The 24,527-nt window shown below is 63.8% G+C and carries 22 protein-coding genes and 2 pseudogenes; 14 read left to right on the top strand and 10 right to left on the bottom strand.

The window, feature by feature from the left end; genetic code table 11:
• Positions 1-31 precede the first annotated feature (31 nt).
• The 4 genes from ACZ9H4_RS33905 to ACZ9H4_RS33920 are packed head-to-tail and all read left to right on the top strand — an operon-like array spanning position 32 to position 5,193.
• Positions 32-1,522 carry an aldehyde dehydrogenase gene (locus ACZ9H4_RS33905; RefSeq protein ID WP_476122563.1) on the top strand — a complete coding sequence of 497 codons (1,491 nt, stop codon included), beginning with the start codon at positions 32-34 and terminating at the stop codon, positions 1,520-1,522.
• Positions 1,523-1,540: 18 nt separating this feature from the next.
• On the top strand, positions 1,541-2,506 hold the full coding sequence (locus ACZ9H4_RS33910) for a VOC family protein (protein WP_408141986.1): 966 nt from the start codon (positions 1,541-1,543) through the stop codon (positions 2,504-2,506).
• On the top strand, positions 2,499-3,764 hold the full coding sequence (locus tag ACZ9H4_RS33915) for an NAD(P)/FAD-dependent oxidoreductase (protein WP_476122553.1): 1,266 nt from the start codon (positions 2,499-2,501) through the stop codon (positions 3,762-3,764). Before ACZ9H4_RS33910 ends, ACZ9H4_RS33915 begins: the two co-directional genes overlap by 8 nt.
• Before the next feature lie 25 nt (positions 3,765-3,789).
• Positions 3,790-5,193, top strand: coding sequence for an MFS transporter (locus ACZ9H4_RS33920; RefSeq protein WP_476122554.1), 1,404 nt, complete (start codon positions 3,790-3,792; stop codon positions 5,191-5,193).
• Between the two features lie 165 nt (positions 5,194-5,358).
• Here ACZ9H4_RS33920 and ACZ9H4_RS33925 read toward each other — a convergent pair whose 3' ends face one another.
• The 4 genes and pseudogenes from ACZ9H4_RS33925 to ACZ9H4_RS33940 form a co-directional block, all read right to left on the bottom strand.
• Positions 5,359-5,820 (bottom strand): GNAT family N-acetyltransferase, encoded by a 462-nt coding sequence (locus tag ACZ9H4_RS33925; RefSeq protein WP_408154180.1) that lies wholly within the window; start codon positions 5,818-5,820, stop codon positions 5,359-5,361.
• Between the two features lie 489 nt (positions 5,821-6,309).
• Positions 6,310-7,413, bottom strand: coding sequence for an NAD(P)/FAD-dependent oxidoreductase (locus tag ACZ9H4_RS33930; RefSeq protein ID WP_476122555.1), 1,104 nt, complete (start codon positions 7,411-7,413; stop codon positions 6,310-6,312).
• 168 nt (positions 7,414-7,581) lie between these two features.
• Positions 7,582-7,785, bottom strand: a complete 204-nt coding sequence (locus ACZ9H4_RS33935; protein ID WP_408141996.1) for a DUF3562 domain-containing protein — start codon at positions 7,783-7,785, stop codon at positions 7,582-7,584.
• Between the two features lie 195 nt (positions 7,786-7,980).
• A pseudogene (locus tag ACZ9H4_RS33940) lies at positions 7,981-8,115 on the bottom strand (LysR family transcriptional regulator); the annotation flags it as partial.
• On the opposite strand from ACZ9H4_RS33940, the pseudogene ACZ9H4_RS33945 reads away from it, so the two are divergent.
• The 6 genes and pseudogenes from ACZ9H4_RS33945 to ACZ9H4_RS33970 all read left to right on the top strand — a co-directional run.
• Positions 8,116-8,475, top strand: a pseudogene (locus tag ACZ9H4_RS33945) (SAM-dependent methyltransferase); the annotation flags it as partial.
• 308 nt (positions 8,476-8,783) lie between these two features.
• A complete protein-coding gene (locus ACZ9H4_RS33950) occupies positions 8,784-9,587 on the top strand; it encodes a class I SAM-dependent methyltransferase (protein ID WP_476122556.1) in 804 nt (267 codons plus the stop codon).
• A 253-nt stretch (positions 9,588-9,840) separates the two neighbouring features.
• A complete protein-coding gene (locus ACZ9H4_RS33955) occupies positions 9,841-10,440 on the top strand; it encodes a cytochrome b (protein ID WP_408327992.1) in 600 nt (199 codons plus the stop codon).
• A gap of 79 nt (positions 10,441-10,519) precedes the next feature.
• Positions 10,520-11,971, top strand: coding sequence for a glycosyltransferase family 2 protein (locus ACZ9H4_RS33960; protein ID WP_408327995.1), 1,452 nt, complete (start codon positions 10,520-10,522; stop codon positions 11,969-11,971).
• Positions 11,972-12,173: 202 nt separating this feature from the next.
• The gene (locus ACZ9H4_RS33965; protein ID WP_408142002.1) at positions 12,174-13,424 is read left to right on the top strand and encodes a Rieske 2Fe-2S domain-containing protein; all 1,251 of its coding nucleotides are present in this window, start codon (positions 12,174-12,176) and stop codon (positions 13,422-13,424) included.
• A 540-nt stretch (positions 13,425-13,964) separates the two neighbouring features.
• On the top strand, positions 13,965-14,378 hold the full coding sequence (locus ACZ9H4_RS33970; RefSeq protein WP_476122564.1) for a rubredoxin: 414 nt from the start codon (positions 13,965-13,967) through the stop codon (positions 14,376-14,378).
• A 78-nt stretch (positions 14,379-14,456) separates the two neighbouring features.
• Here ACZ9H4_RS33970 and ACZ9H4_RS33975 read toward each other — a convergent pair whose 3' ends face one another.
• Positions 14,457-15,311: an oxidoreductase gene (locus ACZ9H4_RS33975; protein ID WP_408154186.1), complete on the bottom strand. Its 855-nt coding sequence runs from the start codon at positions 15,309-15,311 to the stop codon at positions 14,457-14,459.
• Between the two features lie 178 nt (positions 15,312-15,489).
• A complete protein-coding gene (locus tag ACZ9H4_RS33980; RefSeq protein ID WP_408154188.1) occupies positions 15,490-16,419 on the bottom strand; it encodes a LysR family transcriptional regulator in 930 nt (309 codons plus the stop codon).
• 110 nt (positions 16,420-16,529) lie between these two features.
• On the opposite strand from ACZ9H4_RS33980, the gene lysA reads away from it, so the two are divergent.
• Positions 16,530-17,768 carry a diaminopimelate decarboxylase gene (gene lysA, locus ACZ9H4_RS33985; RefSeq protein ID WP_476122557.1) on the top strand — a complete coding sequence of 413 codons (1,239 nt, stop codon included), beginning with the start codon at positions 16,530-16,532 and terminating at the stop codon, positions 17,766-17,768.
• A 25-nt stretch (positions 17,769-17,793) separates the two neighbouring features.
• Here the strand turns inward: lysA and ACZ9H4_RS33990 are convergent, their stop codons facing one another.
• The gene (locus ACZ9H4_RS33990; protein WP_408142009.1) at positions 17,794-18,714 is read right to left on the bottom strand and encodes a LysR substrate-binding domain-containing protein; all 921 of its coding nucleotides are present in this window, start codon (positions 18,712-18,714) and stop codon (positions 17,794-17,796) included.
• 128 nt (positions 18,715-18,842) lie between these two features.
• Here ACZ9H4_RS33990 and ACZ9H4_RS33995 point away from each other — a divergent pair, with 128 nt between their 5' ends.
• Positions 18,843-19,610 (top strand): transporter substrate-binding domain-containing protein, encoded by a 768-nt coding sequence (locus ACZ9H4_RS33995; RefSeq protein WP_408142011.1) that lies wholly within the window; start codon positions 18,843-18,845, stop codon positions 19,608-19,610.
• A 40-nt stretch (positions 19,611-19,650) separates the two neighbouring features.
• Positions 19,651-20,766, top strand: a complete 1,116-nt coding sequence (locus tag ACZ9H4_RS34000) for a succinylglutamate desuccinylase/aspartoacylase family protein (RefSeq protein ID WP_408154194.1) — start codon at positions 19,651-19,653, stop codon at positions 20,764-20,766.
• Between the two features lie 76 nt (positions 20,767-20,842).
• Here the strand turns inward: ACZ9H4_RS34000 and ACZ9H4_RS34005 are convergent, their stop codons facing one another.
• Positions 20,843-21,106 carry a cupin domain-containing protein gene (locus ACZ9H4_RS34005; RefSeq protein WP_408142015.1) on the bottom strand — a complete coding sequence of 88 codons (264 nt, stop codon included), beginning with the start codon at positions 21,104-21,106 and terminating at the stop codon, positions 20,843-20,845.
• A 236-nt stretch (positions 21,107-21,342) separates the two neighbouring features.
• On the opposite strand from ACZ9H4_RS34005, the gene ACZ9H4_RS34010 reads away from it, so the two are divergent.
• Positions 21,343-21,570 carry a hypothetical protein gene (locus tag ACZ9H4_RS34010; protein WP_408142017.1) on the top strand — a complete coding sequence of 76 codons (228 nt, stop codon included), beginning with the start codon at positions 21,343-21,345 and terminating at the stop codon, positions 21,568-21,570.
• Between the two features lie 325 nt (positions 21,571-21,895).
• On the opposite strand, the gene ACZ9H4_RS34015 is transcribed toward ACZ9H4_RS34010, so the two are convergent.
• On the bottom strand, positions 21,896-24,040 hold the full coding sequence (locus ACZ9H4_RS34015; RefSeq protein WP_476122558.1) for a phosphocholine-specific phospholipase C: 2,145 nt from the start codon (positions 24,038-24,040) through the stop codon (positions 21,896-21,898).
• A gap of 60 nt (positions 24,041-24,100) precedes the next feature.
• Complete coding sequence (locus ACZ9H4_RS34020) at positions 24,101-24,409, bottom strand: hypothetical protein (RefSeq protein WP_408142021.1); 309 nt, start codon at positions 24,407-24,409, stop codon at positions 24,101-24,103.
• Positions 24,410-24,527: the final 118 nt, after the last annotated feature.

A 24,527-nucleotide genomic window follows, 5' to 3' on the forward strand; every position in this document is an offset into this window, starting at 1 on the left:
TGAATAGCTGAAGCAAACCGGAATGACCGACATGACTCACTTCGATACCAGCCTCGTGCCCACCGGCGATATTTTCATCGGCGGCGAATGGCGGCAAGGGCGTGGCAACCCGTACAAAAGCCTGTATCCGGCGGATCAGTCGGTCAACATGGAAATTTCGACGGCCAATGCCGACGACGCCCGCGACGCGGTGAAAGCCGCCGACCTCGCATGGCGCCGCGCGGACTGGTCGGGTCTGAAGCCGCACCAACGCGCGCTGATCCTGTACCGCATCGCCGATCTCATCATGACGCGCCACGAAGCGCTCGCGCAATTGCAGCGCCGCGACAACGGCAAGCCGATCGGCGAGACGCGCGTGCTGGTGGCGAGCGCCGCGAACACGTTCCGCTATTTCGCGGCCTGCCTCGAAACGCTCGACGAAGAAGTGACGCCCTCGCGCGGCGACTATCTGACGATGAGCCTCTATGAGCCGATCGGCGTGATCGCGGCAATTACGCCGTGGAACTCGCCGATTGCATCGGATGCGCAAAAGCTCGCGCCGGCATTGGCAGGCGGTAACGCGGTGGTGCTGAAGCCCGCTGAAGTCACGCCTTTGACTTCGCTGGCATTGGCGCGCATCTGCGAAGAAGCCGGCGTGCCGAAGGGTGTGATCAGCGTGCTGCCCGGCAAGGGCTCGGTGATCGGCGACGTGCTGGTGCGCCATCCGCTCGTGAAGAAGGTGTCGTTCACGGGCGGCACCGAAGTGGGCCGCGGCATCGCGCGCATCGCGGCGGACAAGCTGATGCCGGTGTCGCTCGAACTCGGCGGCAAGTCGCCGACCATCGTGTTCGACGACGCCGATCTCGATCACGCGGTCAACGGCGTGTTGTACGGCATTTTCAGTTCGTCGGGCGAGGCGTGCATCGCGGGTTCGCGGCTGTTCGTGCAGCGCTCGATCTACGACGCGTTCATGAAGCGCCTGGCCGAAGGCGCGCGCAAGCTGCGCGTCGGCGATCCGTTGCGTCCTGAAACGCAGATGGGTCCGCTGATCACGGCGGCACATCGCGAAACGGTCGAGCGCTATGTCGCGCTGGGTCTCGAAGAAGGCGGGCGCCTCCTGTGCGGCGGCGAACGTCCGGTCGGCGACGGCCGCGAAGCCGGCACGTATTTTCAGCCGACGATTCTCGAAGGCCTCACCAACGACGCGCGCATCTGCCAGGAAGAAATCTTCGGGCCGGTGCTGGTAGCAATGCCGTTCGACGACGAGGCCGCGCTGCTGAAAGATGCGAACGACAGCGTGTTCGGCCTCGCCGCCGGCATCTGGACGCGCGACTACAAGCGCGCGTATCGGATCGCCCGTGCACTCGAAGCCGGCACCATCTGGATCAACACCTACAAGCTGTTCTCGATCTCGACGCCATTCAGCGGCTGGAAAGAGAGCGGCATGGGACGCGAGAAAGGCCGCCTGGGCATCCGCGAATACATGCAACAGAAGAGCCTCTATTGGGGCTTGAACGACGCGCCGCTGGCGTGGGCAAACTGAATACGCAAGAGGCACGTTATGACAATTCTCGGCATTGAACAGATTATTTACGGCGTGACGGATCTCGCCACCTGCCGCCGCTTTTTCGCGGACTGGGGCTTGAAAGAGACCGCACACGACGAGACGCACGCCCGCTTCGAAACGCTGAATGGCTGCACGGTACTCGCCGTCGACGCGAACGACCCGTCGCTGCCGCCCGCTTTCGAAGAAGGCCCGACGCTGCGCGAAGTGACCTGGGGCGTCGCGACGAAAGCCGAACTCGACGAATTGCGCGGCCGCTTCGCCGGTCAGCCGGGCCATTTCGAAACCGACGACGCAGTGGGCTGCATCGACCCGAACGGTATGGCGATCCGCGTCGAGGTGACCCGCAAGCGCGCGCTCGACGTGCACGGTTCGCCGTCGAACGTGTGGGGCCAGACGTTGCGCGTCGATCAGCCGTCGCCGATCTACGAACGTGCGGAGCCGGTCGAAGTGGGCCACGTCGTGTTCTTCACGAACAAGCTCGCCGAACAGGAAAAGTTCTACCAGGCGCTGCTCGGCTTCGAAATGTCGGACCGTTACCCGGGCCGCGGCGCGTTCATGCGCTGCGCGCCGCACGGCGGCCATCACGACATTTTCCTGCTGGCGCTCCCCAACGGTAAGCGTGGTCTGAATCACGTCGCGTTCACCGTGCGCGACATCCACGAAGTATTCGGCGGCGGCATGCACATCAGCCGCTGCGGCTGGGATACGCAACTCGGGCCGGGGCGTCATCCGGTGTCGTCGGCGTACTTCTGGTACTTCCAGAATCCGGCTGGCGGTTTGATCGAGTACTACGCGGATGAAGACCAGCTCACGCCCGACTGGCAGCCGCGCGATTTCGAGCCGGGGCCGACGGTGTTCGCCGAATGGGCGATCGACGGCGGTATCGACGGCAATACGCGGCGCCAGAAAAACGCGAAGGCGCCGGAAGGCAAGTTCATGACGGAGCGCAAAAATGACTGACGCTGCTACTGAAAAGGCACAAGCGGCGCATGCCGGGCTCGAAGCGCCGCGCACGATCGTCGTGATCGGCGGCGGCCAGGCGGCCGGCTGGGTCGTGAAGACGCTGCGCAAGGAAGGCTTCGGCGGCCGTCTCGTGATGATCGCCGACGAGGTGCACCTGCCGTACGAACGTCCGCCGCTGTCGAAGGCCGTGCTGGCCGGCGAAGCGGATATCGACACCGTCCGGCTGGTCAAGCCCGACGACTTCGATGCGCTGAACGTCGAAGCGTGGCAACCGGATTGCGCGAGTTCGATCGATCGCGAGCAACGTATCGTGCGCACGCAGTCGGGCCGCGAAGTGCACTACGACCGCCTCGTGATCGCCACCGGCGGCGCGGCGCGCAAGCTGCCGGATGCGCTCGTGAAGACCTCGCACGTTACCTACCTGCGTACGCTCGACGAAGCCGTCGCGCTCGGCGAGCGGCTGCGCGCAAGCAAACGCGTGCTGGTGGTGGGCGGCGGCTGGATCGGCCTGGAAGTGGCGGCCACCGCGCGCAAGCTCGGCGTCGGCGCGACCGTGGTGGAAGGCGCGCCGCGTCTGTGTGCGCGCTCGCTGCCGCCGATGGTGTCCGGCTTCCTGCTCGAACTGCATCGTGCGAATGGGGTGGACGTGCGCCTGAATGCGTCGCTCGTGAAGCTTGAAGATCATCCGCACGACGCCAACCGGATTCGCGCCACTTTCGCGGACGGCTCGACGCTCGACGCCGATTTCGCGGTGGCCGGCATCGGTCTCACGCCGCACACGGCGTTGGCTGAAGCGGCGGGCGTGAAGGTGGACGACGGCATCGTCGTCGATCATTTCGGCGCCACGGACGACCCGCGCATTTTCGCGTGCGGCGATGTCGCTAATCATCCGAGCGCGTGGCTCAAGCGTCGCGTGCGGCTGGAATCGTGGGCCAACGCGCAGAACCAGGCGATCAGTACGGCGAAGGCCTTGCTCGGCACGTTCGAACCGTACGCGGATATTCCGTGGTTCTGGTCCGATCAGTACGACGTCAACCTGCAAATCCTCGGCGATATTCCGGGCGATGCGCAACTGGCGGTGCGCGGCGATTTGCCGGGCAAACGCGCGACCCTGTTCCATCTGGAAGACGGCGCGATTCGCGGCGTGATCGCGATCAATACGCCGCGCGAGCTGAAACTCTCGCGCAAATGGATGAACCAAGGCCGAACCATCGACCTTGCCACCCTGACCGACGCCTCGACGGCGCTTGCCTAACCACATCTACGGACGGCACCACGGCATGAGAACCATCGACAACACCATCGGAGACCGCAGCAGCGCCGGTGTCTCAGGCCCCGTGACCCGGGGCTCGATCATCGCGCGTCTCGAGCGGTTGCCGAAGAACGCGATGCAGGTGCGCGCGCGCATTCTGATCGGACTCGCGACGTTCTTCGACGGCTTCGACGTGATCGCGATCGCGGCCACGCTGCCGATCCTGATCGCGAAGTGGCAACTGACGCCGTGGGAGATCGGCTTTCTGATCGGCTCCGGTTCGGTCGGGCAACTGATCGGCGCATTCGTGTTTCCGTGGTACGCGGAGCGCAAGGGCCGCGTGAAGGCGATCGCGCTGAGCTCGGGGATCATCGGCATCACGAGTATTGCGTGCGGTTTTGCGCCGACGTTCGCCGCGTTCGTCGTGCTGCGTGTGATCCAGGGTTTGGGGCTCGGCGGTGAATTGCCGGTGGCCGCGACTTATATCAACGAGATCAGTCGCGCGCATGGCCGCGGACGTTTCGTGCTCCTCTATGAAATCGTTTTTCCGGTCGGCCTGCTCGCCTCGAACGCGCTGGGTGCGTGGATCGTGCCGCGCTTCGGCTGGCAAGCGATGTATTTCATCGGCGGCATGCCGTTGATCCTGTTCTTCGTGTTGCGCAAGCTGGTGCCGGAATCGCCGCGCTGGCTCGCCGAGCGTGAACGGATGGCCGATGCCGACGCCGCCGTGCATGCGTTCGAACGCGCCAGCAAAGGTCCGTTGCCGCCGGTGGTCAATGCGGCCGAGTTCGACGCGATGGCGAATCGTCATCCGAAGCGCCGCATGGCGGATCTGTTCGGCCCGGCTTATCTGAAGCGCACGCTGGCTGTCGCGATGCTGTGGATTACTTGCGGCTTCATCCAGTACGGTCTGTCGACCTGGCTGCCGACGATCTATCGCACGATTTATCACGCGCCGCTGCAACTCGCGCTGAATCTGGCGGTGGCGGCTTCGGTGCTCGGCGTGCTGGGCTCGCTGACCTGCGCGTTGCTGGTCGACAAGGTGGGACGCAAGCCGATCATCAACGTGTCGTTCATCGCATGCGCGCTTTCTCTGGTGCTGGCGGGTGTGTTCCACGGTTCGTCGGTGTATGTGGTGGCGACGTTCTGCGCGTTGGCGTTGGGCTTCCTCGCGTGCGGTTTCATTACTGCTTACGTGTACACGCCGGAGTTGTATCCGACCAGTATCCGCGCGATGGGCTGCGGTGTCGGCGGCGCGTGGCTCAAGGTGGCGGCGATTTTCGCCCCGGCGATCGTGTCGAAGACGATGATCGGCGGCAACTTGCAGGTGGCGTTTTATATTCTCGCGGCAGTGCCGTTTCTCGCGGCGATGGCGGTGCATTTTCTTGGCATCGAGACCAAGGGGAAGGTGCTGGAGCAGCTGGAGGCTTGAAGGGGTGAGGGGTTTGGTGGGCGGTTGATGGTTGAGTACCGCGATAGTAGGGAGACGAAGGGCGCACCGGGTGGTGCGCCTTTTGTTTTCAGGTGACGGGTGATCGCGAACTTCCTTCATTTGACGACCGTGTACACCGACCGCTCGCGCGGATTCACCGTCCCCTCACAACGCCTTGCGATAAACCACAAACCCCGACTTGTCAGCCACACCGTCATAAAGCTTCATCGCCGTGTGATTCGTCTCATGCGTTTGCCAATACACGCGCTGCGCACCATCCGCTTTCGCGCGCGCATAGACCGCTTCGATCAGCGCTCGCCCCACGCCCTTACCGCGCTCCGTTTCGAGCGTATAGAGATCCTGCAGATAGCAGATCGGGCCCGCCATCGTCGTGTGACGGTGATACAGGAAATGCACGATGCCGACCAACTGGCCATTGCGTTCGGCAACCATCGCGTGGATCGGCTCGTAGCCGTCGAAGAAGCGTCCCCATGTGATCTGCGTGATGTCGCGCGGCAATGCCGTTTCGCCCGAGCGGCCGTAGAACGCGTTGTAGGCGTCCCAGAGCGGCAGCCATGCGTCGAAATCTTCACGGGTAACGGGGCGGATCTGAATCGGGGCGGACATGCTGGTGGCTCCTTGTTCATGGACGATGCCATTGCGAATGGCCCGTTATGGCCAGGCGGATAACGGTTTCCGGCCCGTCAGCATAAGAAATTTGCGCCTGCATTGTTAGCTCCACGACGCGAGCGAAACATGGAGCCACGAGCTGGATGTGGCGGCGATCAATCGCGCCGCGCCTTGTATGAACCTGATGAGCGTCACGCATGCGACACCGCGCTCGATACGAACGCTGCTTGATCCCCCAGCATCCGTCCCGCCACGTGACGTCACGTCACGATCCAAACATTGCGATGCTGCGTAATGATCGAACTGTCCGCGCGATTGCACGAATACACCACGCGCAGTTGGCCCTTGCGAGGACTAACCAAAATCACCCGCCGTTCCTGATACGCGGTGTGACGATCTCGTCCTGCTGGGGGATGAACAGCGCGTTGGCGTCGGACATCGTGGCGTGCGTTGAAATTGCCGCGTGTGGTGCAGAACGAAAATCGCTCAAACCATCTCGGCTCTGAGCCAGCGCGCAAGCGTCGCGTCGTCGTCGGTCGTGAGCGCTTCTGCGACGCGCCGGCCCACCGCCGCGCCGAATTTATAACCATGCCCCGAACACGCCGACACCACCAGCGTATTGCCGATGCGCCTCGAAAAGAAGCGCCGGTCGGCGGTGAACGTGTACGCGCAGGTCTTTACTTCGGTCACCGTATATTCGTCGATTCGCCTGAACGGCGGCGCAAACAGCCGTCGTATCTGCTCGCCCTCGTCGGGGCAGGCGGCGCGATCGGCGTCGGGGTCCGGCGCGCGAGCCTTATGCACGCCGGCGCCGAACTTCAGGCCGATGCCGTCGAGCGGCGGCAGCACATAGCCGTCGCTCTGGCCGCCGATGTCGACGATCGCAGGCGCATTCGACCACGCTTCTTCGAGATCCGCGGGCGGTTCCAGGTAGGCGACGGCGTTGCGGTACGTCATCAGGTTGTCGACGAGCGCGGGAAACAGCTGCAGCGTCCACGCACCCGTGGCGACCACCAGCTGGTCGGCGCGCACGATCATATCGTCGCCGAGCCGCACCGACGCCGTGTGCGGATCGACTGCAAGCACCTTGGTATGCATGCGAATGTCCGCGCCGCGCATCTTGAGCCACGCTTTCATGTCGCGCGCGATGCGTTCACTGAAGAGCGCACCGCCGTCACGATCGAGGTACGCATAGCGAAATGTATCGGGGTCGAGAAACGGATAACGCGCGGCCGCTTCGCGCGCATCGAGCCGTTCGTATTCGAAGCCCATCCGGTCGAGGCCCGCGCGGAACTGTTCGGCGCCATCGTTGGGAAATTGCGAAATACCGAGCACGCCGCAGTTGGCATAGTGGGACACGCCCAGGTCGTTCCACAGCAGATCCCAACTATCCAGGGCTTCGGCGATGGTGCGCGCGTAGCCGTCGGCATCGCCGTACGCGCGGCGGATCATGCGATGGCGGTCGCCCGACGCGCCGAGCGGATTCGGAATCGAGCCCTGCTCGATCAGGGTGATGTCGTGCCCGAGCTTGGTGAGTGACCACGCCGTACTCAAGCCGGTGATACCCGCGCCTACGATTGTCACTCGCATTCAGATCCCCCGAGTCATGACTCAGGCTCAGAGTCTAGCAGCGGGAAAATATCTTCGATACGCGTTCGCGAGAATCGGCGCGCGAGCCGGCGAGCCGATGCGAAACGTCGTCACAAGCGTCATCACCAGCGTCGTGGTGAAAGGCGGTGGTCTCCGCGCGCCATCGTGTCAATGTTTTTGATTCGAGCTATCGCGAAGCTGATTGCGGACCTTCTTCGCGGCGAATAGCGGCACGTAATCGAATACGCGCGCATCGAGCCGGTAATCGGCCAGCGTGTCCGCATACATGCGGGAAACCGTTTCGGTCGGCGTGTCGGTTTCTTCTGCGATGCTTCTCACCACTTCGTTGACATCAGGCTCGGGCTGCGACATGGATTTCTCCGGATAAGGCCGGTGGGTTGGGACGGACGGAACGCGGACAGCAGAAAATTCATTACAGGATGCGATCCGCAAGCATGCCAATTGAATCGATCTATCGTGTAATCCGTTTCACAGAGATTTTTTTCTTGCACTGCGGCGAGTGCCGGCGCAGCGGGCGATGTGCGAAATCCATGGCCATGCCGATGCTTACAAGTCGCTGAATAACCGCTCGGACAGAAAATCCACGAACGCCCGCAGTTTCGGCGAGAGCTGGCGGTTCGACGGCCACACCACCGAGAACTGTCCCGCGTGCGCGAGATGTTCCGCGAGCACGCTGCGCAGCGTGCCTGCGCGGATCACTTCGAGGTGCGGGACGGCGGCGACTGGATGTCGAAGTACTTCTTCACCGGCGGCACGATGCCATCCGAAGCGCTGCTGCTGAACTTCCAGGACGATCTGCGCATGGAGCGGCAGTGGTGGGTGAGCGGCACGCATTACGAGCGCACCGCGAATCACTGGCTCGCCGCGCTCGACGCCGCGCGCGATCAGGTGACGCCGATGTTCGTCGACACGTACGGCGCACCCGACGCCGCCGTGTGGCGGCAGCGCTGGCGCATGTTCTACATGGCGGTCGCCGAATTGTTCGGCTACGCGAGCGGCAACGAGTGGGGCGTCGGCCACTACCGCTTTGTGAAGCGCTGAGCGGCGGACGGCCGATTCGCCTAAACTGGCGCGCAGCGTCGCGAGGGAGTGCATGCGCCGGCCGTCTTTCATTCGGATTTCGATTGAATTTTTCCGGCTTACTGTTCCCGCGAATGATCGGGATGCCGGAAACTGCGCCGACGCACGCGCATCAAACCTTCACCCATGCCGACGCGGGACAGCTTGAGCGAATGGCCAGGCTCAGCGAGCATAGAAGCCGGGGCCAAGGCTTTTGCGTGCGCTCCGATGCGTCGCGGCCGATGCTCCGCTGCCTCGCCGTCACTCTCATCCACCGCCAGGAAACGCCGATGACCGCTCCGATCCCCTTCGTCCCCGATCGATTCAAGACCAATGCCGTGCACTACCTCGCCGGGCGTCCCGCGTATTCGCCGCAACTGATCCGGCGTGTCGCGCAAGTGTGCGAACTGAGCGGCACGCATCGGCTGCTCGATCTCGGTTGCGGGCCGGGGCAATTGTCGCTGGCGTTTTCGTCGTGGGTCGGCGCGGGTCTTGCGCTCGATCCGGAAGCGGAAATGCTGCGTGTGGCGGCCGGACTGGGTGCGGGAATTGCGCCGAACATCGAGTATCGCGCAGGCAGTTCGTACGATTTGTCGGCGGCGCTGGGGCGCTTCCGGCTGGCGGTCGTCGGCCGCGCATTTCATTGGATGGACCGGCCTGACACGCTCGCGCGCCTCGATGCGCTGATCGAACCGGAAGGCGCGGTGGCGCTGTTCTCGACGGCGCAAGTCGTCGACGCGCCGATCGCCTGGCTCGCGCCTTATCACGCGCTGCTCGAAGAATATGCGCAGAGCGATTCCGCGCGCATGCAACGCAAGGCCGACGACTGGGAGAGCCACGACACGGTGCTGGCGAAGTCGGCATTCTCATCGCTGGAGCGTGTGTCGATTGTCGAAACGCGGCGGGTGTCGGTCGAATCGTTGAGTGCGCGGCCGTTGTCGATGTCGAGCCTGTCGCGTGAGCGGCTCGGCGCGAGGCTCGACGACCTGCTCGCGCGCATCGGCCAACTGCTCGATGCACATGCAACCGACGGCTGGCTCGACGAGCGGATCGAATCGACCGCATTGATCGCCCGGCGCCGCGCGGGTCAATGACGGCCACATGGCAGGCGCATGACAACAGCATGGCCGCTGCATGGCCGATGCGTGGCAACGAGGGCAATCGCGCTGGCGCACCACGCTCCGGCGAAACAATCTGAAATAGGCAGTTAAGCGTCTGGAGGAATAAAACGGCACACTGAGGCGTTAGTTCGATAACGGTTGTGCATTTGAACGTGTGACGTGCCGCCGGGCCGGATCTTCAAAACAGCTTTCGCAGCAACGTACCGTCCTCGTGGACAAAACCACCATGAACACTCACGCCGATTCCCTGACCGATTCGACCGGCGCGCCGCTGCCGACGCGCTACACCCGCACGGCGATCACGCTGCACTGGCTGATCGCGCTGCTGATGATCGGCAACGTCGTGCTCGGCCTGAGCGCCGATTCATTGCCCGACGACTGGGTGCGTCCCGTGATCGATACGCACAAGTCGGTCGGCATCACGGTGCTTGGTCTCGCGCTGCTGCGCATCCTGTGGCGCGTGTCGCACAAGCCGCCGCCGTTGCCGCGCGAGTTTCCGTCGTGGGAGAAGGTCGCCGCGCACCTCGCGCATTTCCTGCTGTATCTGCTGATGATTGCACTGCCGCTGTCCGGCTGGCTGCACGACTCCGCATGGAAAGACGCGGCAACGCATCCGATGCATCTGTTCAACGTGATTCCCTGGCCGCGCATCGGCTATGTGATGAACCTCGATCCCGCGCTCAAGGAGAGCCTGCACGACCGCTTCGGCGCGTTGCATACGTGGCTCGGCTATGCGCTCTACGCATTGCTGGCGATGCATATCGGCGGCGCGCTCAAGCATCAGTGGATCGATCGCAAGTCGGTACTCCGGCGCATGGCGCCGTGAGCGCCGCTGTGCGGCTTTCCATTCTCGTTTTCGTTTTCCGATAAGCGCGGCATCGACGAACCCAAACCCGGCAGTCATTTTGAAAAACACTCTGGAACACGCGCTTGCACTCGCCTCGCCGCGCATCTTGCCGCGTCCCGCGGCCTTGTCGAGCACGCTAATTCACTTCAGCGTCGTCGCCGTGTGGCTGCTGCTGTTCGCGCGCGCGTTCTTTCTTAAAGGGGCGTTGGCGTGGTCGACCGGGATTGTGTATGTCGTCTACGACACGCTGCTGCTCGCGTTCGTCACGTGGAAATCGCTGCCGCTGATGCGGCGCCCGGCGCCGCTCGACGCCGACTACGAGCAGCGCCGGTTGCCGAGCATGGGCGTGATCGTCGCGTCGCATAACGAAGCGGCGGTGCTGCCGGTGACGCTCGCCGCGCTGTTGCGCCAGACGCACGGCCCGGCGCAGATCGTGATTGCCGACGACGGCTCCACCGACGCCACGCACGCCCTGCTCACCGAACGCTTCGGCCTCACGGCCGCCGCCGACGGCGTGCTGAGCGCGGCGAGTTCGCTGCATCCGAACCTGTTCTGGCTGCGCGTGCCGCACGGGGGCAAGGCGCGCGCGCTGAACGCCGCAATCACCATGATGACCACGGACACCGTGATGACCGTCGATGCCGACACGCTGCTCGACGACGACGCCACCTACGCCATGCGCGCCGCTTTCGCGAGCGAGCCGAAGCTGGTCGCGGCGGCCGGCATTCTGGTGCCGGTCTGCGGCAGGTCGCTCTCGGGCCGCGTGTTCCAGTGGTTCCAGACCTACGAGTACATGCGCAACTTCATCGCCCGTTTTGCGTGGATGCGCGCGGACAGTCTGCTGCTGATTTCAGGCGCATTCGCGTCGTTCAGACGCGACGCGCTGCTCGACGTCGGCGGTTTCGATCCGCAATGTCTCGTCGAAGACTACGAGCTGATTCACCGGCTGCGCCGCTATTCGGTCGATCGCGGTCTCGGCTGGGACGTGCGGGTGGTCGGCGACGCGCATGCGCACACCGACGCGCCGGACAACCTCGGCAGTTTTCTGCGGCAACGCCGACGCTGGTTCGCGGGCTTCCTGCAAACGCAGTACTGGAACCGCGATATGACCGGCAACCGGCGCTACGGCACGCTCGGCATGCTGATGCTGCCGGTCAAGGCGCTCGACACGATGCAGCCGATCTACGGCCTGACGGCGTTCGCGCTGCTGCTCGGTTTTCTGTTCGGCGGGCATGGCGCGATTGTCGTGTCGATCTTCAGCGTGATCGGCCTGAAGACCGCGATCGATCTCGCGTTCTATCTGTGGAGCATTCATCTGTATCGGCGCTGGACCGGCGAGCGCAGCGGCAACAGCCTGTGGATGGCGATGCTCGCGGCGATTGCCGAGCCGTTCACGTTTCAGCTCGTGCGGCACGTCGGCGCGGCGCTCGGCTGGCTGCACTTTCTGCGCGGCGGACACTCGTGGGGCGTGCAACGCCGCTCGGGCCTGGTGGCGCGCGACGAGGGCTGACGGCGCGCCGCGTTTTCCGGCACTGTCGGCAGCGCGCGGACCGGCGCGCTCAGGCGGACGCAACGCAACGCAGCGTCGCGGGGCACGGGACGCCCTCGTCAGACCCGGACGGCGGTCGCATCTAGTAGACTGGCGACGATGCCGGCCTCGAAGACATGCAGGGCGGCGACCTTCTATCCGCTGGTGCATGGAGGCTTCACGTATGCATGCTGTTCCCCCGCTCGAACAAGATACCGTCGATGCAACCGTCGATGCGGCGTCTGCTGAAACAGCGTCGCAGAATGCCGCGCATGCGGCCGCTCCGGCAGCGGCCCATGCACATGCGCCGGGCCTCGCCGCTCACGACGCACCGGTGCGCGATCTGCGCCGCGTCGGCATTCACCCGGACTACTGGTATCCGCTCGCGTGGTCGCATGAAGTGAAGCGGGGCAAGACGCATGGCGTGACTTTCGCCGGGGACCCGATCGTGCTCGCGCGCGCGGAGTCCGGCAAGGTGTTCGCGCTGGAAGACCGCTGCGCGCATCGGCAGGTGCCGTTGCATCAGGGCGTGGTCGAGGGCGAGTCGATTCGTTGCGGCTATCACGGCTGGACCTATGACTGCTCGGGCAAGTGCATCGACGTGCCGTATCTGGGCCGCGACCGGTTGCCCAACGGCGTACGTTCCTATCCGTGCCAGGAAGTCGAGGGGCTGATCTTCGTGTTTCCGGGTGATGCCGAACTGGCGGAACAGCGGCCGCTGCCCAAACTCGGTTCGGTTGGCGACAGGAAGTACAAAACGCGCCGTTTCGGCCGTCCGGTGAATTGTCACTATTCGTTCATGCACGAGAACCTGATGGATATGAACCATCAGTTCCTGCATCGCAAGCAGATGGGACAGATGCGCGCGCGTTCGCTCGGGCGGCGGCGCGGCGAAGGCTGGGTCGAAGTCGACTACACGTTTGCGCGCATGGCCGGCCAGCAGCCGATCGGCGAAGCGATCGTGTTCGGCCAGAGCCGCAAGACCGGCGGGGACAACGACAAGGACGTGATGACGATCCGCACCGAGTATCCGTATCAGACGCTGCAGATCCGCACGACCGAGCAGACGCTGGTGATGGACCTGTGGATCGTCTACGTGCCGCTCGATCGCGAGCAGCGCACCAACCGCACGTTCGGTTTGCTGTCGATCCGCAAGCCCGGCATTCCCGGCGTGCTGAATCTCGCGTGGCCGCTGCTCGTGTGGTTCACCGAGCGCATCTTCAAGGAAGACCGCGAAATCGTCGAAGCCGAACAGCGCGCGCATGACTCGCAGGGCGCGGACTGGAATCACGAGGTGTTTCCGGTCATCAACGAACTGCGCGCGTTGCTGCGCGAGGGCGGCGCGGCCGATCAGGTGGTGGGCGCCGGCACCGGCGACACGTCGGTGATCCGTTTCTGGGATTCGCGTCAGGGCAATCCGTTGGCGAAGACCTGAGATTCGGGCTGAGATGCCGCGCACACGCAGGCGCGGCGCGCGGCGCATCGCGTCAGTCATATCGGCCTGACCGCCCTGGTGGCTTGAACCTGCGGCGCGAGCCGGAATTGCCGCCGCAGTCGCACGCCATGCGGGCAATGCGGCGCATCCACAGGAAAAACCCGGCGAAACGCGCCGGCGCACGCTCCTTTCCCCCTCCCAGCGAATTAATCCATCTCCACCCGGTGGGCAATACGGCGCGCGCGAGCGGCGATAATGTCGCCCGATACGCGCGGGTTTGCGCCAATCGGCATGCGCCGCGCCCACACCCGTGTACCATTTCGCTTTTTCCAACTTTCAAGACTTTCTCGTGACCACGCAACAAGCTTCCACCGCACCCCGTAAATCGCTCACCTTGATGCAACTGCTTGGCCTCATCGGCGCCGCCGGCCTGATCGCCTCCATCCTGCTGAATCATCTGGTCTAGTTCCATCGCCTTCGCATCATGCGTGCGGCTCCATGCCGGCACTCGTTGCCGGCTTCATCGATATTCCGAATGCCATGTACAAGAAGGGCGTAGCCGTAGAAATCCAGTTTTCCCCCGAGCGGCTCAACGACGGCGCGGGCGATCCGTACTGGATCGATCTGACGCAGGACGAAGCGCAGCGCTTGCTGGAAAACCTGCAGGCGCGCCTCGCCGCTGGCGGCGGCACTGTCGCGCCGCTGGTCGTGAGTCTCGATGAGACGCCCTTGCAGCATGCTGTGGCAGGCGCGGTCGAGGCGTCCGGTCATGCGGTGTCGGCGGACGACTTCAAGCAATGGGTCTGCGTGATCTGCGGCTGGGTCTACGACGAGGCAGCCGGTTTGCCGGATGAAGGTATCGCGCCGGGCACGCGCTGGGCGGACGTCCCGGCCGACTGGCGCTGCCCGCTGTGCGACGTGGGCAAGGAAGATTTCGCGTTGGTCGAGTTTTGAAAGCCGGCCAACGGCTTTGAACGAATCAGTCCGTTGCGGCGATCCGTTGCCCCGCCCCGGTCCCGGCTTCCGGCGTGATCAGGCGCTTTCTTGCGGATAATCCGCGCCCTCGGTCGTGGCTTTCCATGCGTCGAAGTCGCCGCGCATGAAATCGAGCTTCTTGTACGCGAGGTCGAGCGCGATCTTGCCGAGCAGCAATCGCAGCGGCGGCTGGTCCGACAGCGCGGCGTCGATGATCGCCTGTGCGGCGCGCACCGGATCGCCCGCCTGCTTGCCGCTGCGCGCTTCGGTCTGCTGGCGGCGTTCGCCCGCCGTGCCCGCGTAGTCGTCGATCATGGTGGCTGACTGCTTGATCGACGGTCCCGCCCAGTTCGTGCGGAACGGGCCGGGTTCGACGATCAGCACGCCGATGCCGAGCGGCTTCACCTCCAGCGCCAGCGATTCGGACAAGCCTTCCACCGCGTACTTGGTCGCGTGGTAATAGCCGGTCGCCGCGAAACTCGCAATGCCGCCAATCGACGACACGTTGACGATCAACCCGCTGCGCTGCTCGCGCATGATCGGCAGCACCGCTTTCGTGATGTCGACCAGACCGAACACATTGGTCTCGAACATCGCGCGGACTTCGTCGTCCTCGCCTTCCTCGATCGCAGCCAGATAGCCATAGCCCGCGTTGTTCACGAGCGCGTCGATGCGGCCGAAACGCTGCTTCGCCTGCGCGACCACCGCTTCGATCTGCGCGCGGTTCGTCACGTCGAGCGGCAGAGCCAGCGCGCGCTCGCCGTGGGCCTCGGCGATATCTTTCACTTTCGATACATCGCGTGCGGTAACCACCGCGCGCCAGCCGCGCTCCAGCACCAGCTTCGCCAGTTCACGGCCGAAGCCGGTGGAACAGCCGGTAATCAGCCAGACGGGATTGTCTCGATTCATCATTTGGGAAACTCCTGTTGATGGTCTACGACGAGTGAAGCGTGCGCTACGGCGCAAGGCGCGCCGTTCGCATCCGCGATCGGTGTGCTAATGGTGTTCTGGATGTTGCGTGCGCGGCGTTGTCGGCGGAGGTCATCCGCGACGGCTCGCGCGAGTTTGCGCAGTGTGCCGGGCGACGCCGTTATGGGCGCCGCTGTCCGGTATGGTTTTTCAATTGTAGCCGCAGCGCGGCGGCTTCGCTTTGCAGCGCCTTGACGAACGCACCAGCCAGCGGATGGCCCGGCCGATGCTCCGGATGTATCACGCTCACGCGAAACGGCAACGACACGGCGAGCGGCCGGATATGCAGATAGCGGCCCGCGAAATCGACGGCGGTCAGCGGATTGACGATTGCGATGCCGAGACCCTGGCGCACGAAGCTGCACACGGAAACAGCGGTCGGTGTCTCGATCAGCTGGCGGCGCGCGATGCCCGCTTGCGCGAACGCTTCGTCGATCTGAAGCCGGTAGGGATCGCTCGGCGACAGGCTGATGAAAGCCTGATCCGCGAAATCCTTCAACTCGATCACGCGTTTCTTCAGCAACGGATGCCGCTCGGGCAACACGCACACCTCGTCCACTTCGAGCAGCGGCGTCAGGCGCGTGCCGGGCGGCGGCGCGCCGTGTTCGGTCAGACCGAGGTCGTAGCGCTGCGCGCTCAGCCATTCTTCGAGGAACGGCGACTCCTGCGTGGCGATCGACACGCTCACGCCCGGCTGCGCGTCATGAAAGCGTTTCGACGCGCCCGGCAGGATCGAATGCGAAAACGCGGGCAACGCGATGATGGAAAGCTGGCCGCCCTGGAATTCGCGCAGGCTGGCCGCCGTCGATGCCACCCGTTCGAGCCCGATATACGCGCGCTTGATTTCGTCGAACAGCGTCAGCGCGGACAGGGTGGGACGCAGCCGGCCACCCGTGCGCTCGAACAGCGCGAAGCCGATGCTTTGCTCCATGCGTGCGAGTTCGCGGCTCACGGTGGGCTGCGACGTGAAAAGCATCTCCGCTGCTTTGGTGACGCTGCCCGCCGTCATCAAGGCGCGGAAGACTTCGATGTGCCGGTGTGTGAGCGCCATATCGGGTATATCAGAAATGAATGGGTAATCGAAGAATAGATATTTTACTGAATGACTGGTTCTCAGCATCATGTCGGTCATTGCAATGTTTCGACATCGAAAGCACCGTTATGCCATTCAATCCCGAACAACTCGTCGAACTCGCCCGGCAGCACGGCACGCCGCTCTGGGTCTACGACGCCGATGCGATTCGCCAGCGCATCGCCGAACTCCGCGCTTTCGACGTCATCCGCTACGCGCAGAAGGCCTGTTCGAACGTGCACATTCTGAAGCTGATGCGCGACGCAGGCGTCAAGGTCGACGCGGTCTCGTTGGGCGAAATCGCGCGCAGTCTCGCGGCGGGTTTCTCGCCCGGGGGCGATCCCGAAGGCGTGGTGTTCACCGCGGACCTGCTTGACCACGCCACGCTCGCCGCCGTGCTCGAGCATCGCATCACGGTCAACGCCGGCTCGCTCGATATGCTCGAACGGATAGGACGCCATGCGTACACAGGCCATCGCGTGTGGCTGCGGATCAATCCCGGCTTCGGTCACGGACACAGCAACAAGACCAACACCGGCGGCGAGCACAGCAAGCACGGCATCTGGCTCGACGACGTGCCGCGCGCGATCGAGCTGGTGCGCCGTTACCGGTTGACGCTCGTCGGACTGCACATGCATATCGGCTCGGGCGTCGACTATGCACATCTGTCGCGCGTCTGCGAGGCGATGGTCGATGCCGTGACGGGCCTAGGCCACGATATCGAAGCGATCTCCGCCGGCGGTGGTTTGTCGGTGCCGTATCGCGAGGGCGAGCCGCGCATCGACGTCGATCATTACTTCCGGCTGTGGGATGCGGCGCGCCAGCGGATCGAAGCGCACGTCGGGCATCGCGTGCGGCTGGAGATCGAACCGGGGCGTTTTCTGGTGGCGGAGGCGGGCGTGCTCATCGCCGAAGTGCATGCGTTGAGCCGGCGGCCCACGCGGCAGTTCGCGCTGGTCGATGCGGGCTTCAACGACCTCGTGCGGCCCTCGCTTTACGGCAGCCACCACCGGATGAGCGTGGTGAAACGCAACGGCGTGCCGAGCGACGCGCCGCTCGACGCGTTCACGGTAGCCGGCCCACTGTGCGAAGCCGGCGACGTGTTCACGCAGGCCGAGGGCGGCATCGTCACGAGCCGCTCGATGCCCGCGCCCGAAGTGGGGGACTTCATCGTGTTCCATGACGCGGGCGCGTACGGCGCGTCGATGTCATCGAACTACAACAGCCGGCCGCTCGCGCCCGAGGTGTTGCTCGACGTGGGCGAGGCGCGGTTGATCCGGCGCCGCCAAAGCATCGGCGAATTGATCGCGCTCGAAGCCGTGGATTGACGCATCGACCGACATCGCACCGAAGTCAGCGCGCCCGCACCGTGCGCGTGTATGACGCGATCATCGTCGCGAGTTCCTGTGCGGCGGGCGTGAGCGGGATCGCCGCGCGCTGCAGCAGGCAGACGTGCTGTTCGACCGCCCGCTCGCGCACGGCGATCACCGTGAGCGCGCTGGCAAACGGCCCGCGTTTCGCCACGATCGACGACTCCAGCGACAGGCAGTCCGTCGCGCCGACCAGATGCAGCGTCTCGTACAGGCCCTCCACCGTCGCGATGATTTTCGGCGGCGGCAGGCCGTGGCTTTCGAACAGATGGCTCAGGCGGTTGACGTGCGGATCTTCGGTGAGATTCGGCGAGCGCGTCGCCACCCACGTGCAGTCGACCAGTTCCGCGAGCGACGTCGCCCCCGCTTTCGGATGACCCTGACGGCACACGATCACCGGATCGGACGGATACAGCGGCGTAACCGACAGATCGGCCGTGTCGGTATGCTTCGACACCAGCGCGACCGCGAAGTCGAGCGTGCCTTCGCGAATCCACGAAATCATCATGCGCGACGTGCCGGTGCGCAAGTGCACCGCGACCCGCTCGAAGCGCGTGCGAAATTCCATCAGCACCGGCGCGAACGCGTCGACGAGCGGCTCGGTCGTCATGCCGAACGTGACTTCGCCGACATAGTCGCCGCGCACTTGCCGCACTTCCTGCTCGGCGCGCTCGCACTCGCCGATGATCGCGCCGGCCCGCTGCAACAGCCGCTGGCCGAGCGCGGTCAGCGCAATGCCGCGGTTCGTGCGGATGAACAGCGTTGCGCCGAGCATCGATTCGAGGTTCTGCAACTGCTGTGTGATGCCGCTCTGTGCGATGCCGAGCGCGCGCGACGCCGCGCGGATGCTGCCGTGCTCGGCGACCGCCGTGAAGGCGCGTAGTTGGGAGATCGTCAACGCCATGAGGGTTCCGTTCGATGATCCGGTGATCGGTAAAAGTGATCATGATAGTTCGAACGGGACTTCTTGGAGGCGCGGTGGCGTCATACGATGGCGCGGTCGTCCTTCGTCCCTCCCACACTTCGCCTCCCATGAAAATTCCGCTGATGATCCTGAGCGCCGCGCTGACTTTCAGCAGCGGCGCGTTTGCCGCTGAAGCCGGCATGCTGCGCCTCGGCATCGATCCGAGCTATCCGCCGATGGACGCCAAGGCGCCCGACGGCAGCTTCAAGGGTTTCGACGTCGATCTCGGCAACGAAATCTGCCGGCGCATTCACGCACGCTGCCAATGGGTGGAACTCGAATTTTCGGGGATGATCCCGGCGCTGCAGGCGCGCAAGATCGACGCGATTTTGTCGTCGATGGCGATCACGGAGAAACGCGAGCAACAGATCCTGTTTTCGTCGAAGCTCTTCCAGTTCAAGTCGCGGCTGATCGCGCGTCAAGGCTCGCCGCTTGCGGGCGGCTTGAACGCGCTGGCCGGCAAGCAGATCGGCGTGCAATCGGGCACGCAGTTCGAAGGCTACGCGTTGAAGAACTGGGCGCCGCTCGGCGCGCACGTGACCGCGTACAAGAGCCAGGACGAAGTGTTCGCCGACTTGCAGAACGGACGCCTCGACGGCGCGTTGCTCGGGTCGGTGGAAGCGGACATCGGCTTTCTGCGCACGCCGGCGGGCAAGGGCTTTGCGTTTGTCGGCGAGCCGCTGTCGATGGGCGACCGCGGCGTGGGCATCGGCTTGCGCAAGGACGAGACCGCGGTGCAGGCGTCGATCAATGCGGCGATTGCTTCGATGCTCAAGGACGGCACGTACGCGCAGATCGCGAAGAAGTACTTCGACTTCGATCCGTACGGCAATTGATTCTTTTACTCCCGACTCTTCTTCCCCAGGCTTTCCCCTCATGAACAGGCAATCGATTCCGCTTCTTTCGCCGGCTATCGGCACGCACCGCGAACTGGTGTCGTTTCATTTCGGCCCCAAGAATAGCGGGCAGAAGATTTATATCCAGTCGTCGCTGCATGCCGACGAGACGCCCGCGATGCTGACAACTGTTCTACTCAAGCGCCGCCTGCTGGAACTGGAGAAGCAGGGCGCGCTGAATGCGGAAATCGTGCTGGTGCCGGTGGCGAATCCGGTCGGGCTCGGTCAGTACGTGCTCGGTCAGTTTCTCGGACGCTTCGATCTCGGCAGCGGCAAGAACTTCAATCGGCACTTCCTGCAGTTCTCGAAGCTGGTCGCGCGCGCGAAGGACGCATTGGGTTCGGATGCGACCGAAAACCGGCGCATCGTTCGCGAGTTGATCGCGGCTGAACTGGCCGAGCAGAAGCCGTTGACCGAATTCGAGTCGCTGCAACTGGCGATGCTCAACCTCTCGTTCGATGCGGACGTCGTGATCGATCTGCATTGTTCGCTCGAAGCGGCGATGCATCTGTACACGAGCGAAGCGGCGTGGCCCGAGTTCGAGCCTTTGTCGCGCTATCTCGGCGCCGAGGCGTCACTGCTTGCGACCAACTCGGGTGGCGAGTCGTTCGACGAGACGCATAGCCTGTTGTGGTGGACCTTGCAGCAGGCCATGCCCGCTGGCAAACCGGTGCCCACCGGCACGATTGCGGTGACGGTGGAATGCCGCGGTCAGCGCGACGTCTCGTACGAAGTGGCGCAACGGGACGCCGACGCGATTGTCGATTATCTTGTGTGGCGCAATGCGATCCGGCTGGACGCGCGACCGTTGCCGCCGCTGCTTGCGCCTGCGACGCCGCTCGCGGGCAGCGAGCAGTTTTACGCACCTGTCAGCGGGATTCTGATTCATCGCGCGAAGATCGGCGAGACGATTCGCGTCGGACAGGCTCTGTTCGATATCGTCGATCCGCTCACCGACGAGACGACCACGATCACGAGCAACACCGAAGGTGTGCTGTATATGCGTCGCGCGATACGCTTCGTGACGGCAGGGGCGCCGTTGGGACGGGTGACTGGGACACGGCCGTTCAGGACCGGCGTGTTGCTGGGGGCTTGAGTTTTTTCGCGGGCGGCGTGGATGCGTTGTGCGGTTTAACAGTCAGCAACGCATACGTCGCTCGCGGCGTGCCTTGCTATTTCCTTCCGACAAGGTACGTGACGCCATTCGGACCGTAGCGTTCCGAATGCGCTTTGTTAGCCGGCACGTGGAATACGTCGCCGACCTGATACAAGCGTTCTGCGTCGCCGACGCGTATGTGCAGTTCGCCTTCGAGGATCAGCGCTTTGGCTTCGAACTGGTGCTCGTGCACATCCATCGTGCCGGCTTCGCGCGTGACGACTACGGCGTCGGGGAAGCCTTCTTTCGTCAGGCTTTCGGTGAAGGTGTTGCGGTTCATGGGAGTTGTCTCGGTGTGCGGTGAAGGGGAGACTCACTGTAACGCGATGCGCGGTTTTGTGCAGGCGGGTGCGATGCCAATGGACTGCCAATGACGATAGCTGTCGATCCCAAAAACATAGGACTGCGGTGATCTGCTAGGGCTACGCCGTTAGAAGCGACGGGATGGGGTGAAAGAAGCCCGAAAAGCGCTCAAACTACTCAATGGCGCACGATTCAAGAAATAGGACGACCACGATGACCCATCCCCTGTATGCCCTGCTGGAAAAACTCGACGACGCTCGAATTCACTACTCGCTAAGCCGTCAACGCTCGGGCAGCGTGCTTGTTTCGGTAACCGTCGTTGGCCAGCGAATTGAGATTGACGTGTTCGCTGACGGGCAGATGGAAGTGTCTCGCTTCATTGGGCACGAGGACATCGAAGGCGGCGCGGAATTGATCGACTCGATAATTAGCCTTGGTTAAGCGAGACAGCGTTTCCTCACCTGATGAACTCGCGTCCCAAGCAGTCTCGCGTCGCCGGCCGACTTGGCCGCTTTGTGCAGCAGTACGCGCGCAAAGCACAAAAGGCGACCGAGCCGAATGACCGTAGATATGACAGAAAGGTAGAACAGGCAATGCGGAGACTGCGGCCGGAGGATCTATCGAATTTGTTGTCAGGTGATCGGGATGACGAACTATCGCCAGACGTATCCTCGAAGGACAAACCTCGCCAGCCGACAGCCTCCCTGCGCAACGGATTGCTATCGACAAGGGCTCCGCCTCTACAGCGAAGCCTCGCACCCTCACCTCACACCAACACCGGCGCAACCGCCGCCGGATCGCTGATACTCGGCCGCCCGTTCTCGACGTGACCCGCAAAGCGGCGCGAGAAGCTCGCATCGTCATTGCTCGTCACCGTCAGGTCGTACCAGTGATGGCTCGCCGCCAGCACCCACACTTCTTCGAGATGCGAGCCGGCCGGCACCAGCACCGGACGCGTGCGCGCCCCATACGCGTTATCCGTCACCGTCAGACGCGCGATGCCGCCGCCGCTGTTGCTGAACTTCAGGAACACGTTGCCGTTCGCGACGTCGTATTGCGTCTTCACTTCGGGCAGCGCCGGCTTGTTGCCAAACTGGCCCAGACCGTGCGAATTCTGCGTCTTCGACGGCTGTGCATTGCCGGCGAACTTGCGCACGAAGCCGTTCGGCCCGAACACTTCGAACGCGTACACGCCGTTCGTCGTCGTCAGATCGAAGGTCTCGCTGAGCGACTTGCCCGCTTCGACGGTGTAACGCCACGGACCATCGGTGCGATTGCTCGAGTACACGTAGAAGTGCGCACCCTGGTCGCCCGTGTTGGCGATCGAAATCTCGAACGTGTTGCGGTTCACGTCCGCTTCGCCATTCACATGCAGTTCGTACGGCAATGCACGCGCGAACCGAATCCCGCTTTCCTGCGGATCGATCGCGCCCGGCGTCGCGGGCACGGTCGGCTTCGGCTGCGTCGCGCACTGGTTGTCGGCGATGCTCTTGTAGTTGCTCGTGTCCGGTAGCGGAGGCACTTTCGAGTCCGGCGTGCGGAAGTCGAATGCGGTGGTCAGGTCACCGCACACCGCGCGGCGCCATGCCGTGATGTTCGGTTCGTGAACGCCGAAACGTGTTTCGATGAAGCGGATCACCGACGTGTGATCGAACACCTGCGAGCACACGAAACCGCCCTTGCTCCACGGCGACACGATCGTCATCGGCACGCGGGGGCCGAGGCCGTACGGCAAACCGTCGGCGGTATAGCTGCCGCCGCGCGCGGGATTGACCACGTTGTGAATTTCGCCTTCGGTGCTGACCGTCGACTTGCCCTGCGCGGGCGTCGTCGCCGGTTGCGGCGGCACGATGTGATCGAAGAAGCCGTCGTTCTCGTCGTACATGATGAACAGCACGGTCTTGCTCCACACCTCGGGATTCGACGTCAACGCATCGAGGATCTGCGACGTGTATTCGGCGCCGTATGCGGGCGTGTATTGCGGGTGCTCGGAGTAGGCGGCCGGCGGGCACAGCCACGACACCTGCGGCAGCTTGTTCGCGAGCACGTCGGCCTTCAGGTCGTCGATGGTGCGCACGGTTTGCGCGCGCTCATACAACGGCGAGCCCGGCTGCGCGTTGATGAAGTTCGTGAAGTTCTGCAGGATGTTGGTGCCGTAGTTGCCGTTCAACGGATCGGCGCCCGTCGTACCCTGCTGGTACACCTGCCACGAAATGCCCGCGGCTTGCAGGCGCTCCGGATACGTGGTCCACGAGAGCAGCTGATAATTCGGCGGACCGTCGCCGTCGACGAAATCGTTGTTGTCGAGCAGCGGTCCGCCGAGCGTCCCGGTCGGATCGACCATGCCGGTCATCAGGTACGAACGGTTCGGGTGCGTCGGTCCGGGCAGCGAGCAGAAGTACGCGTCGCAGGTGGTGAACGCATCGGCCAGCGCGTAGTGAAACGGAATGTCGCTGCGCAGGTGATAGCCCATCGTCATGTCGGTCTTGTTGGCCGGCCACTGATCGTAGCGGCCGCCGTCGATCGCGGCGTGGGTCTTGTACCAGGAGTGATCGAGATCGCCGACACACTGCGCGCTGGTGGTCGAGGTGTCCAGATGGAACGGCAGCACCGGCTTGGTGGCGTCCGCTTTCGACGGCTGATACCACACCGGCTTGCCGTTCGGCAGCGGAATGGGGAAGCGGTCGTTGTAGCCGCGCACGCCGCGCATATGGCCGAGGTAGTGGTCGAACGAGCGGTTCTCCTGCATGAACACGACGATGTGCTCGACATCGCGGATCGTGCCCGTGCGCGAGAACGCGGGCACGGCCAACGCATTGCGGATCGACTCGGGCAGCGCGGTCAGCGCGGCGGCAGCGCCGGTGGAAGAAGCCACGGTCTGCAGGAAACGGCGACGGCTAGTTGATGTCATCGAATATCACCTTCTGCGGGGGGAAAGAATAGCGCGCCTCTGCGCACTGTGAAAAGCAGGTCAGTTGTTGCTGGCACTGTCGCCGGGGGCGTAGTGCATGACGGGTGCGACTTGCTGGTTGTCGGCAGCGAGACTGGCTTGCATGTTTTGCGTGATCGGATCGGACGCGGCGACGGGGTTCGCCGCGAGCGGGGCGGACGCGTCGGGCAGCGCGGCCGACAAGGTCGCCGGACGTTGCGCGGGATCGTCGGCGGCGGAAGGCGCCGACGACGTTGCCGTCGATGGAGAGTCATCCGCGCCACAAGCGCTCAACGCAAAAGTGGCGAGTGCGAGCAAGGCGGCGCCCGCGAGGCGTTTGTCTCTTCTCATGTCTGCATCCGGTTGAGTGAAAGCGTGTGCAGTCTCTATTCCTTTCAAGAAATAATTGTGAAACGTTTGCGAGCAGCATAAGTTTCGTTAATTCGTTTGTTTTTCGAAAGAAAGTGGA

The organism is Paraburkholderia sp. TE9906, assembly GCF_056279605.1.